We start from the raw sequence: 12,046 nt of genomic DNA, 5'->3' as shown, positions 1-12,046 counted from the left end.
TGTTCCGGGCGCGATCAAGCGAGTGGGACGCCGCCAACTGCATCGCCGGTGCGTTTGGCGACAACGCCAGCCACACTCTCCGTCATCCCAAGGCTTGACCCTGGGATCCACGACCAAGGACGCGGACTTCTATTATTCTGCAACGGGGCGCCATCTCAGTCCACCCAGTGCCAGCCGCATGGATCCCAGGGTCAAGCCTGGGATGACGGAGGGAGGTGGTGATCCGGTTGACGCAGGAGAGGTGGTGCCCTCCCCTGCATCCCACTCACGCCTACGCCGCCTCCCCCTTCTCGGCCACGCTCTCCGCCAGCTTGCGCGCCGCGACGAAATCGACCTTGCCGGAACCGAGCACCGGCACCTTGCCGATGGTGATCTCTGCCGGGACCATCATGTCCATCGCACCCTTCGACTTGGCAAAGGCGAGGAATTCGGCGCGGGTGGCGGTTTCGGCTTCGGTGAGCAGCACCAGGCGTTCGCCCTTTTTGGGGTCGGGCAGCGAGGAGACGACCGACAGCGCCCCCGGCCAGAGTTCGGCGGCGAGCGTTTCGACGGCGGCGAGCGAGATCATTTCGCCGCCGATCTTGGCGAAGCGCTTGGCGCGGCCGCGGATCTTGACGAAGCCGTCCTCGTCGATGGTGACGATGTCGCCGGTATCGTGCCAGCCATCGGCGAGCGGCTCGAGCACGCCGGGTTTTTCGGCGCGGAGATACCCGGCCATGACATTGGCGCCGCGCACATGCAGCCTGCCGCCCTCATCGATACCGGGCACCGGTTCGAGCTTCCATTCCATGCCCGGCAGGATTTTGCCGACCGTGCCGGAGCGGTTGTACATCGGCGTGTTGATGGAGATGACAGGCGCGGTCTCGGTGACGCCATAGCCTTCCAGGATGCGCAGGCCGAATTTTTCCATATAGGTGTTGCGGGTCGAGGCCTTCACCGGCTCGGCGCCGGAGAAGATATAGCGGATCGAGCGGAAATCGTAAGGATGCGCGGTGCGGGCATAACCGTTGAGGAAGGTGTCGGTGCCGAAGATAATCGTGGCGTTGGAGACATAGATCAGCTCCGGCACGATGCGGTAATGCAGCGGCGACGGATAGAAATAGACCGGCACGCCCGAGATCAGCGGCAGCACGGTGCCGGCCGTCAGCCCGAAGGAATGGAAGACGGGCAGGATGTTGAACACCTTGTCGCCGCTGTGGAAATCGATGCGGGCGGCGGCCTGGGCGGCGTTCGACAGGATGTTGCGGTGGGTCAGCACCACGCCCTTCGGCGTGCCCTCCGAGCCCGAGGTGAAGAGGATGACGGCCGGATCATCCGGCCGGCGTTTCACCAGCGGCCGGCCCTTGCGCAGCAGCCCGCGGATCTTGTCGAGCGCGCCGATCTCGGCTCTCAGATCATCGAGCCAGACGATCGTCACCTGCTTTTGCAATTCCTCGACAACCGCGCCGAGCTTGGCCTGGGCGACGAAGGCGCGCGAGGTCAGCACATGTTTCACCTCGGCAGCCCTACAGGCGGAGAGGATATTGGCGGCCCCCGCGGTGAAGTTCAGCATGGCCGGCACCTTGCCGGCGCTCATGACGCCGAGAATGGTGGCGGCGGCGCCATTGGCATTCGGCAGCAGGACGCCGATGTTTGCCTCCGGGAAACGGTCGCGGAACTTGGCGCCGAGCACGGCGGCACCGGTCAAGAGCTTGCCATAGGTCAGCCGGCCGGTGACTGGATCTTCGACCGCAAGCTTGCCCATGCCGAATTCGTGGCCGGCCCGGATGACGCGTTCGAGCACGGTCGAGGAAGTATCGGCGGTGCGAAACAACAGGTTCGACATCACCTGATAGAGCGCGGCGCCTGCCGCCGTGCGGCGCTTGCGGCCTTTCAGCTCCGGCGCTACTTCGAGCTTCACCGGCTCGAGAATGGTGACCTTGACCTTGGGGAACAGCCGGCGGCGGATCTTGCCGTCGCCGAGATAGGAGAGATAGCTCTTCTCCAGCCCGTCGATCTTGACCGGCACGACCATGGAGCCGGTCTTGTCGGCGACCATGGCGGCGCCGTCATAGACCTTCATCAGCGTGCCGGTCACCGTCAGGCGGCCCTCGGGGAAGATGCCGATCGGGCTGCCGTCCTGCACCACCTTGATCAGCGAGCGCGTCGCCATCGGCTTGGTCGGGTCGAGCGGCAGGAACTTGCACATTTTCAGGAAGGGCCGCACCCACCAGGCCTGGGCGATCTTGTAATCGACGGCGAAGGTCGGCTCCTCCTCGGTGATGGCGAGCGCCAAGGCGCCGTCGAGCAGGCTGACATGGTTCAGTGCAATGATCGGCGCGCGGCCGGCCTTCTTGATATTCTCCAGCCCTTCGACCTCGAGGCGCATGAAGGCGCGGAACAGGATCGAGATGAAATCGCGGAAGGGATTGGTCGGCAGCGTCTTCAGCATCAGCCAGGCGACAGCGAAATTGAGGATGCCGAGGCCGATCAGGATCTGAGGGATGGACGCGCCGAGCGCCTGGATGACGGCGACGAGGCCGAGGCCGACGGTGATGAACAGCGCCGAGAGCACATTGGCGGCACCGATGACGCGGGCGCGGCGGTCCTCATGCGCCCAGGTCTGCAGCGCGGCGAAGGTGGGCACGGCGATGAAGGCGCCTGCGATCGCCATGCCGGCGAGATCGATGGCGACGCGGATGGTGTTTTGACCGGCGAAGAAATCGAGGATCGTCGTTGCATGGGCGGTCGAGGCCAGGCCCCAGAGGTTCCAGGCGAGATCGAGGCTGAATAGGCCGAGCAGCGCCGTGCCGACCGGGGCCGGCAAGAGCACGATGCGGCCGGACGACATCCAGGCGGCAATGGCCGAGCCGACGGCGACGGCAATGGCGAAGACGGTGAGATAGGCCGGCACGACGAGCTCGGAGCCGCCGAGCAGCTCGGTCACCATGGTCGGCAGGATCGACAGCACGAAGGCGCCGACCAGCCAGAACCAGCAGTTCATCAGCGCCGACCGCCACAGCCGCTTGTCCTCGCGGATTTCCCGGACGAGGGTGTAGCTGGAGCGGATGACATTGAGGTCGATCTGCAGATCCGGCGCCTTGGAGCCGGTCGGCGGGATCATCCGGCTGGCCAGCCAGCAGAGCAGCGACAGCCCCATCATCATCGAGCCGAACAGCAGCACATTGTCGCCGCTCGAAAACGCCAGTGCCGCGATGATCGTGCCGGCGAGGATGGCGATGAAGGTCCCGCCCTCGATCCAGGCATTGGCCTTCGGCAGGTCGCGGCGATCGAGATGATCGGGCAGGATGCCGTATTTGATCGGCCCGAACAGCGCCGAGACGGTGCCGAAGCCGAAGAGCGCGACCATCAGCACAAAAATCGAGGAGAAGCCGAGGCCGACGACGGCAAGGGCGGCAATGGCGATCTCGCAGCGTTTCAAGAGTTCGGCGATCTTCGCCTTGTCGTGCTTGTCGGCAAGCTCGCCGCCGAGCGCCGAAAGCAGCAGGAAGGGCACGATGAGGATGACGCCGGCAAGCGTCACCAGCGCAGCGCCTTCGCTCGCCGACATCTTGAAGAGAATGAGGAACACCAGCGTGTTCTTCAGAAAATTGTCGTTGAAGGCCGTGAGGAACTGGGTCCAGAACAGCGGCGCGAATTTCCTAGACGTCATCAGATTGTGTTGCACGGGCTTGGTCCCTCTTTCGGCAGCTCGAGAAGGCCACAGAGTTGTTACCCATTGGTTGAATGCGGCAACAACTCTGCGCTGTGGTTAAGGAAGATCAATCTTCATCGCTACGATTGAATTTGACGAGCAGTTTTTCCGTGCGGGCATCCTCGACCTTGCGGATCAGCTTCTCGGATTCGGCATTGTCGCGCAGCGTCTTGGTGATGTTCACCGTGGTCTGCACCAGCATCAGGATGCCCATGGCGAGATAGCCTTTGCCCCAGAGATCGAGCGGCATCATGTAAAGGCCGAGCGCCAGCATGAAGGCGGCGGCGCCGAAGGAGATGTAGGAGAAGCTGACCCAGCTGGCGGAGTGTTTCTGGAAACTGTCGTTCATAGCAGTGACCCTTCAATTTTTAGGGGTGAATGGATGGATGAAATCAGGCGGCCGGCGTGATGCGGCTCTTCAGCCGGGCAAGCACGTCATCGGCCGATGCGGTGAGCGGCGCGCCGCAGCCGGCATTGGCGAGCTTTTCGATGATGCCGGCCGGCCGCGTGGTGCTTTCCATGTCCTTCAGTGCGGCCGCCGTCAGCTCGTTCTGGCTCTGGCGCAGACGCAGCCGCGCGAGCGTCTCCTCGGCCTCGTCGAGGGTGGCAAGGCCGGGGCCGGCGACGACGACATCGAGCTTCTGCGCCTGCTCGGTGGCCCGCGCCAGCCGCTCGCCGCGCTGCAGCTCCTGCAGCCGCGCCTCGGCCGCGCGCACGATTGATTTCAGCTTGCCGATCGATGTGGTGAACTGGGCCTGCGCCGCCACCGAGGCATCACGCTCGGCCTCGAGAAAGGCGATCGCCTCGGCCGCCTCGCGGGCCAGGCCCTCATTGCCCTTATCCAGCGCCGCGCAGGCGCGGCTCTCGAGATCGGCGATGCGGCCGACGATCGTCTGATGCTGCGCCTTTTCCTGCTCGTTCTGGGCGATGGCGACGGCGACGCTGCGGCGCGCCGACTGGATCGCCTGGGCGGCATCGCGGATCTGCTGGGCCAGCAGCGGCACGGCGTGGCGATCGGCAAAGGCCTGCTCGGCATCATGCGCCCTGCCCCGCAAAAGAATGGAAATCAGTTTGAACATTTCTTGCCTCCGGTTTATGAACGTTGTTCACGAGTGCTGTTATGGCAGAATCATGAACGACGTTCAAGATAAATTTTGAACGTCGTTCAAAAAATCGAAGTGGAATGGTGAATGGCCGGCAGGCGAGAAGAAAAACGCGAGGATTTGAAGGCGCGGCTGATCGAGGCGGCGCGCGAGCGCATCGCCCGCGACGGGCTTGGTAATCTGCGCGCCCGCGACATCACCCAGGACGCCGGCTGCGCGCTCGGCGGCCTCTACACCGTCTTCACCGACCTCGCCGAGCTCGTCATCCACGTCAATTCCTCGACGCTGAAGGCGCTGGAAGCCAGGCTGACGCTTCCCGAAGCCCGAGACAAAAGCCCGACCGACCGCCTGCGCAACCTCGCCCAGGGCTACCTCGCCTTCGCCGTCGAGCACCGCAACCTCTGGAAAGCGCTGTTCGACCACTTCCCCCCCGACACCAGCCCGACGCCGCAATGGCACCTCGACGAACACCTCTTCCTGATGGACGTGATCGCCGAGCCGCTCGCCGAACTGCAGCCCGACATGCCGCCGCAAGACCGCGCCATCCGCGCCCGCACCCTCTTCGGCGCCGTCCACGGCGTGGTCAGCATCAGCCTCGAGGGCCGCTTCGTGGGATTGCCGCTGGAGCGGCTGGCGCGCGAGGTGGACGAGCTGGTGCAGACGATCGCGGCCGGGGCGGAGCGGCGAAGGGAGCGGGAGTGAGGTCGGTAGCGGATCTGACGGCGGGAAGTGTGAGTGCGACCGGCGAGCTGACGGCCGGAAGTAGGCGCGTGAGCGGGGGGGTTTGGCAGCAACGCTCCCCCACCCTCCGTCGTCCTCGGGCTTGACCCGAGGACCCATGCCGGCTGCTTGGGGCCCGCCCCTCATCCGCCTGCCGGCATTGCGGCTCCAGCCGAAGCCTCACCCCACTCTCCGTCATCCTCGGGCTTGACCCGAGGATCCACACGGAGCACTCGACGTGCACACGTTCACGGATAGGATGCCCCCTGCCATTCCCAGTGCCGACGGCCAACACCGCACTCGCAGCATGGATCCTCGGGTCAAGCCCGAGGATGACGGAGTATGTGGGAACCGGCCTGCAAAAACCGCACCCGCACTCTGGCCGGACTCGCTCCACTTCTCGCCTCCATCCAATCCCCCTCCCCACCCTCCGTCACCCCCGGGCTTGACCCAAGCACCCCCACCCAAGCACTCTGCCCCCACCCCGCCGCACGCGAAAGGAACCCCCATGAGCCGCATCTTCATCACCGGTTCCACCGATGGCCTCGGGCTTGCCGCCGCCCGCACCCTCATCAGCCAAGGCCATGACGTCGTCCTCCACGCCCGCTCCCGCGAGCGCGCCGCCGCCATCGCAGAGACATCAGCCGCCGCCCTCGGCCTGGTCATCGGCGATCTCGCCAGCGCCGCCGAGACGCGCTCCATCGCCGAACAGGTCAACGCCATCGGCCGCATGGACGCCGTCATCCACAATGCCGGCATCTACCTCGAGCGCAGCCGCGGCGAAACGCCGGATGGCCACGCCAAGACGCTGGCGGTCAACGTGCTCGCCCCCTATCTCCTCACCGCCTGGATCACCCGCCCCGACCGCCTGATCTATCTCACGAGCGGCATGCACCGCAGCGGCGGCAGCAGCCTTGACGATATCGACTGGAAGCGGCGGCCATGGAACGCCAGCCAGGCCTATTCGGAGAGCAAGCTCTACATCGCCACCCTCGCCGCCACCCTCGCCCGCCACTGGCCGGATGTCCTCAGCAACTCCGTCGACCCCGGCTGGGTGCCGACCAAGATGGGCGGCGGCGGCGCGCCGGATGATCTGGAGATGGGGCATCTCACGCAGACGTGGCTGGCGACGAGCGATGATGGCGCCGCCAAGGTGAGCGGCGGGTACTGGTATCATCGGCAGCGGCGCGAGGCGGCGGCGGAGGTGGGTGATGTCGGGTTTCAGGATGCGTTGGTGGGGAGGCTGGCGGAGCTGACGGAGGTTCGGCTGTTTGCGGAGCGGGGGTAAGGCACGAGACAACTTCGATATTCAGGATGGCAATTCTCATCGAGGCTGCCGAAATCGCAGCGGCCACAAATGCTTCTCGCGGGCGTGAACCGCGTGAGGCCCGACACCGAGTGCAGCCGAAAATCAATGCTACGATAGCGACCTACAAAACGGATCTCGCGCCAAGGAGCTCCACCGCAAATCCGAAAAGACTTCGCATCGGCCCTTTTGTTCATGCCCTGGAAGTCATCCAGGGAATGATAGCAGTCAATACGGCTAAGACGACGGCAATAATGCTGAACACGCCCGCGATCTTTGCCCAGCATAGCATTCTGTCGCTGTCCCGCTTGGCGCGCCGGGCAATTTCTCCCCGAGCTTTCAGCGCTTGAGGGCTATCGTTCATGTAGGCGATTTCAGCGAGCTCGCTGTCTGTGAGCTCGCGCGCCTGATCTTCCATTTGCTTTGAAGTGCCGGTTAAAGTCGCCATTGGTTTCCCCGCCTCGAATCAAGGGTATCATATGGCCAAAAAGAAAAAGACGGTGCTATTGTCCAAGGCCGACGCAATCGCCCGACTCGATACGATGATTCCAATTCTATATCGCAACATCGTCAATGCGATCCGAATTGAAGCGACGATGGAAGCCGGCAATGCGCTTATACAGACGTTACCCGAAAAGGCGCTACCCGGCGCCGACGCCTTCAATACCATCATGCAAAGCTTGGCTTTCGATCTAGCCATGCACCTCGCTCGGCTCTACGACGTCGGGAATCGGAGCAGGCATGCCAACGAGCGGGATGTTGCATCAATCCCGCTTGCGATCCGGTTACTTAGGCAGAAGCGTTGCCAAACAGCTCTCAAAGCCCGAGCCCGCAATTGGCTTGACTCGCATGCCTATGCCGGTATCTTCGAGCGTGATTGTGAGAAGGCGCTCGAACGCGTTTCCGCCAACTATTCCGAAACGTTCAAGGGAAAATTCGGGCGCGGAGGCCTCAAGACCTTGAAGGCTTTCCGCGATATATTCATGGCGCATTCCCTTATGAAGGAACTGGACGCAAAGCCGATGTATAACCATCTCTTCCGTCTTACGGACAGCGCAAAGGCATTCGTTGAGGACGCACGTCTGGCCGTAAGCGGTGGCAATTCCAGCCTAGACGACCAGGAGCGGATCTTCTTGAACAGCGCAAACGAGTTTTGGCGCATGGCCTTACTCGGCGAGCGCTTCGATGAGTGGGCAATGTCCAATTGACCAGGAGGACAGCTTGCAGAGGTTACTATTCCGTGTCGTGACCGGGTTTGCTCTGTGTGTCGGGAAAGTGCAAGCGCAACAGGAAATGCACCCGTCGGCGCTTTATTTGCTCGGGCTTTGCGATGGGAAGGAAGATGCAGCCCTTGCTTACATCGTAGGTTGGGTGGATCGTCAGCAACACGACACCGACCCGCATGGCATCTGCTATCCGAACGGAATGAGACCGCAATGGGCTCGTGATGTGCTGTGCGAGTATATAGCAACTAAAGCGAAAAACCTGACGCTGAATATGAATGCGGATCAGGCCATGTGGTCCGCGATGCACGGCACTTGGCCTTGCAATGAGTGATAGCCAAAACGCCATTGACTCGGTGACGCATGGGACGCTGCCAATGCGGCGAAAGGGAAAATAGTCTCGCGCAGGCCCACCCCGTTCGGGCGTGCAGCGGAAAACCGATGCGGTTAACGCTGGCTAATTTATTTCTACCTGGTTGTTTTATGTAAATGATAGTGTGGCTGGGGCGCCTGGATTCGAACCAGGGGATGGCGGTACCAAAAACCGCTGCCTTACCGCTTGGCTACGCCCCACCAGAGCTTTCGGCGCTAAGCGCCGGCTCAAATCGACGCCTGATTAGCAAAGCTCTCCGTCTGTCACAATGACTAAGTTGCCCCTCGCGCAGATTTATGCGCTGCAGAGTGCCAAGGCCCGTGCTAGGAATGGGCGACGTCATCGGCCGCGAGATCATCGCCTTCATGGAAAGCCCCGCATTCGACCTTGCTTTCGAGCCGGCCTATGGGCGCGCCGTGCCGGTGGCGCCCGGGGTCGAGCGGATCACGGCGGAGAATCCCGGGCCTTTCACCTTTTACGGCACCAACAGCTATATCGTCGGCGCCGCCTCGGTCGCGGTCATCGATCCCGGGCCGGAGGACGAGGCGCATTACCAGGCGCTGATTGCGGCTCTTGCCGGCCGTGAGGTGACGCATATCTTCGTCAGCCACACGCATCGCGACCACTCGCCGCTTGCCCGCCGGCTGCAGGCGGCAACGGGGGCGGTGACGGTGGGCCAGGGGCCGCACCGGCCGGCACGGCCGCTCCGGGATGGCGAGATCAATCCCTTTTCCGAAAGCTCGGATCTTGCCTTCGTGCCGGATATCGCGCTCGGTGACGGTGAGACCCTATCCGGCGATGGCTGGGCGCTGACGGCGGTGCCGACACCGGGGCACACGGCCAATCATGCCGCCTTCGCGCTCGAAGGCCGCGATATCCTGTTCTCGGGCGATCATGTCATGGCCTGGTCGACCTCGATCGTGGCACCCCCGGATGGTTCGATGGCCGATTACATGGCCTCGCTCGAGCGGCTGATGGCGCGCGCCGACCGCCTGCTGCTGCCCGGCCATGGCGGGCCGGTCACGCAGCCCGCCGCCTTCCTGCCAGCGCTGAAGGCGCATCGCCTCAGGCGCGAGCGGGCGATCCTCGAGCGCATCCGGGCGGGCGACCGCACGATTGCCGAGATGGTGAAGGCGATCTATCGCGATACCGATCCGAAGCTGCATGGCGCGGCCGCACTTTCCGTGCTCGCCCATATCGAGGATCTCGTCGAGCGCGGCGAGATCGCCGCGGATGGGCCGCCTTCGCTTGCCGCCACCTACCGGCTGTTGTAAGCGGGAGTGGGGAGATTACCATGACGCGCGCCGCTTACAGCTATCGCAACGATCCCGATGTGCCTGACTTTGCCGATGACCAGCCGCTGATCATCTTTGATGGCGAATGCGTCTTCTGCTCCGGCTGGGTGAAATTCGCGCTGAAGCACGACAGAGAGCGGCGATACCGCTTCCTTGCCGCCCAGACGCCGCTCGGCGCAGCGCTCTACCGGCATTATGGGCTGAATGAGCGCGATTATGAAACCAATATCCTCATCGAGAACGGCCGCGCCTTCTTCAAGTCTGACGGTACGATCCGCATGGTGGCCGGCCTCGGCTTTCCCTATTCGCTGGTGAAGGTCTTCCGCCTGCTGCCGCGCCGCCTTGCCGATGTGCTTTATGAATTCATCGCCCGCAACCGGCTGAAGATCGCCGGCCGGCAGAGCTGCATGGTGCCGACGGCGGAGCAGCGCAGCCGGTTCATCACATGAGCGCCGGCCGGCTCTCGCTGCTGATCATCGGCGGTTACGGCACCTTCGGCGGGCGGCTTGCCCGACTGCTTGGCGATGAACCCAGGCTCAGGCTGTTGATCGCCGGACGCTCGCTCGAAAAGGCGGACGATTTCGTGGCGGAGCTGCGCTCGCCGAGAGGTTGGGCCGGGCGCCTCGGCGGCAACGATCTCGGCGCGTGGCTGCAGGCGGTGGCCTTCGATCGTGACGGCGATCTCGTCGAGCAGCTGACGCGGCTGCGGCCGGATCTCGTCATCGATGCCTCGGGGCCGTTCCAGAGTTTCGGGGAAGACCCCTATAAGGTCGTGCGCGCCTGCATCGGGCTCGATATCGATTATGCCGATCTTGCCGACAGCACCGGCTTCGTCGCCGGCATCAGCGGGCTCGATGCCGAGGCGAAGGCGAAGGGCACCTTTGCGCTCTCCGGCCTCAGCAGCCTGCCGGCGCTCTCCTTCGCAGCACTCGCGGCGATGGCGCCGCAGTTCTCCCGCATCGAAAGCGTGGCGGCGGGCATTGCCCCGTCGGCGCATGTCAAGCTCGGCCTCAATGTCGTCAGGGCGATCGCAAGCTATGCCGGCAAGCCGGTGGCGCTGCTGCGCGAGGGGCAGCCGGCCGCAGGGTCGGGGCTGATCGACGACATGCGGGTGACGATCGCGCCGCCCGGCGTGGCGCCGCTCGCCAGCCGGAATTTCCTGCTGGTCGATGCGCCCGATCTTGCGCTGCTGCCGCAGCACGTTCCCGGCCTGCAATCGACCTTCACCGGCGTCGGCACCGAGCCGCAGGCGCTGCAGCGGCTGCTTGGGCTTGCCGCCCGGCTGGTGCGCCTCCGGCTGCTGCCGTCGCTTAGGCCGTTTTCCAGGGTGCTGCAGGAAGCCAGCCACCGCTTCGCCCTTGGCGCTCATCGCGGCGGCATGTTCGTGCGCGCCGGCGGGCTCGATCGCGAGGGGCGGCGGATCACATCCAGCTGGGACCTGATTGCCGAAGGCGATGACGGGCCGTTCATCCCGGTCATCGGCGTCGAGGCGCTGGTGCGCCGGCTGCTTGAAGGCATCCGGCCCGAGAGTGGCGCGCGGCCGGCGGCGGGGGAGTTGTCGCTTGCGGATTTCGAAGCGGCCTTCCGGCGGTTCAAGATCACCTCGGGCATCCGGCTGCACTACGAGGAGGAGCCGCTGCCGCTCTACCGGCGCATTCTCGGCAGCGCCTTTGAGCAGCTGCCGCCCGCCCTTGCCGCGATCCATGCCGGCGGCACGCGCCTCGCCTCCGGCCGGGCGCGGATCGAGCGCGACGGCGGGCTGCTCGCCCGGCTCGTCGCCGGCGTGATCGGCTTTCCCCCGGCGGGCGAGGATGTGCCGGTCGCGGTGCGCTTTGCCGCCGATGGCGACGGGGAGATCTGGACGCGGTCTTTCGCGGGCAAGACATTCCGCAGCTGGCAGGCGGCGGGCACCGGCCGCGAGCGCCAGCTGCTCGCCGAGGTGTTCGGGCCGTTCCGGGTGCTGCTGGCGCTGGTGCCGGAGGGCGACAGGCTGCGGCTTGTAGTGCGCGGCTGGCGGTTTCTCGGCATCCCGCTGCCGCTATCCCTGGCGCCCGGCGGCGATACTTACGAGGAGGAGCGCGATGGCCGGTTTCATTTTCATGTCGAGATCGGCGGGCGGCTGACCGGGCTGGTGGTGCGGTATTCGGGGTGGTTGGTGCTGGAGTGAGCCCTCTCCAGCCTCATCCTGAGGTGCGTAGCCCACAGGGCGAAGCCTCGAAGGACGGGGCTGGCCACTGGTGCCACCCGCCCTCGTCCTTCGAGGCCCCTGCGGGGCACCTCAGGATGAGGGCTGATCGTTGTGCGTGGCACCTGCCAGCCTCTCTGCGGTGTG

At 64.5% G+C, this 12,046-nt stretch carries 11 protein-coding genes and 1 tRNA gene; 7 read left to right on the top strand and 5 right to left on the bottom strand.

The features are described from left to right. Window positions 1–271: 271 nt before the first annotated feature. The 3 genes from C4N04_RS24470 to C4N04_RS24460 form a co-directional block, all read right to left on the bottom strand. On the bottom strand, window positions 272–3,667 hold the full coding sequence (locus tag C4N04_RS24470; RefSeq protein WP_106797218.1) for an acyl-[ACP]--phospholipid O-acyltransferase: 3,396 nt from the start codon (window positions 3,665–3,667) through the stop codon (window positions 272–274). A gap of 94 nt (window positions 3,668–3,761) precedes the next feature. After that, window positions 3,762–4,043 carry a YiaA/YiaB family inner membrane protein gene (locus tag C4N04_RS24465; protein ID WP_011424367.1) on the bottom strand — a complete coding sequence of 94 codons (282 nt, stop codon included), beginning with the start codon at window positions 4,041–4,043 and terminating at the stop codon, window positions 3,762–3,764. 43 nt (window positions 4,044–4,086) lie between these two features. After that, entirely contained in the window at window positions 4,087–4,773 is a 687-nt protein-coding gene (locus C4N04_RS24460) for a PspA/IM30 family protein (RefSeq protein WP_106797217.1), read from the bottom strand. 111 nt (window positions 4,774–4,884) lie between these two features. Here C4N04_RS24460 and C4N04_RS24455 point away from each other — a divergent pair, with 111 nt between their 5' ends. Both C4N04_RS24455 and C4N04_RS24450 read left to right on the top strand, forming a co-directional pair. Further along, entirely contained in the window at window positions 4,885–5,499 is a 615-nt protein-coding gene (locus C4N04_RS24455; protein ID WP_106797216.1) for a TetR/AcrR family transcriptional regulator, read from the top strand. Between the two features lie 526 nt (window positions 5,500–6,025). Further along, on the top strand, window positions 6,026–6,805 hold the full coding sequence (locus C4N04_RS24450; RefSeq protein ID WP_106797215.1) for an SDR family NAD(P)-dependent oxidoreductase: 780 nt from the start codon (window positions 6,026–6,028) through the stop codon (window positions 6,803–6,805). Between the two features lie 211 nt (window positions 6,806–7,016). Here the strand turns inward: C4N04_RS24450 and C4N04_RS24445 are convergent, their stop codons facing one another. Then, window positions 7,017–7,271, bottom strand: coding sequence for a hypothetical protein (locus C4N04_RS24445; RefSeq protein ID WP_106797214.1), 255 nt, complete (start codon window positions 7,269–7,271; stop codon window positions 7,017–7,019). Window positions 7,272–7,302: 31 nt separating this feature from the next. On the opposite strand from C4N04_RS24445, the gene C4N04_RS24440 reads away from it, so the two are divergent. Together C4N04_RS24440 and C4N04_RS24435 are read left to right on the top strand one after the other, a co-directional pair. Next, a complete protein-coding gene (locus tag C4N04_RS24440; protein WP_106797213.1) occupies window positions 7,303–8,031 on the top strand; it encodes a hypothetical protein in 729 nt (242 codons plus the stop codon). 13 nt (window positions 8,032–8,044) lie between these two features. Continuing rightward, on the top strand, window positions 8,045–8,380 hold the full coding sequence (locus C4N04_RS24435) for a Rap1a/Tai family immunity protein (RefSeq protein ID WP_106797212.1): 336 nt from the start codon (window positions 8,045–8,047) through the stop codon (window positions 8,378–8,380). 164 nt (window positions 8,381–8,544) lie between these two features. Here C4N04_RS24435 and C4N04_RS24430 read toward each other — a convergent pair. Beyond that, window positions 8,545–8,619, bottom strand: a tRNA-Gln gene (locus C4N04_RS24430). 165 nt (window positions 8,620–8,784) lie between these two features. Here C4N04_RS24430 and C4N04_RS24425 point away from each other — a divergent pair. Genes C4N04_RS24425 through C4N04_RS24415 form a run of 3 tightly spaced genes read left to right on the top strand, consistent with a single transcriptional unit; the run spans window position 8,785 to window position 11,881 of the window. Next, window positions 8,785–9,693, top strand: coding sequence for an MBL fold metallo-hydrolase (locus C4N04_RS24425; protein ID WP_106797243.1), 909 nt, complete (start codon window positions 8,785–8,787; stop codon window positions 9,691–9,693). A 20-nt stretch (window positions 9,694–9,713) separates the two neighbouring features. Continuing rightward, entirely contained in the window at window positions 9,714–10,163 is a 450-nt protein-coding gene (locus tag C4N04_RS24420; protein WP_106797211.1) for a DCC1-like thiol-disulfide oxidoreductase family protein, read from the top strand. Next, on the top strand, window positions 10,160–11,881 hold the full coding sequence (locus tag C4N04_RS24415) for a DUF4166 domain-containing protein (protein ID WP_106797210.1): 1,722 nt from the start codon (window positions 10,160–10,162) through the stop codon (window positions 11,879–11,881). The genes C4N04_RS24420 and C4N04_RS24415 overlap by 4 nt, the downstream gene beginning before the upstream one ends. Window positions 11,882–12,046: the final 165 nt, after the last annotated feature.

Origin of the sequence: Rhizobium sp. H4, from assembly GCF_003013335.1 — a bacterium.
GTDB classification, from domain to species: Bacteria; Pseudomonadota; Alphaproteobacteria; order Rhizobiales; family Rhizobiaceae; genus Rhizobium; species Rhizobium sophoriradicis.
The sequence above is the reverse complement of the archived record's forward strand: the minus strand, read 5'-3'. Positions and strand labels throughout refer to the sequence as shown.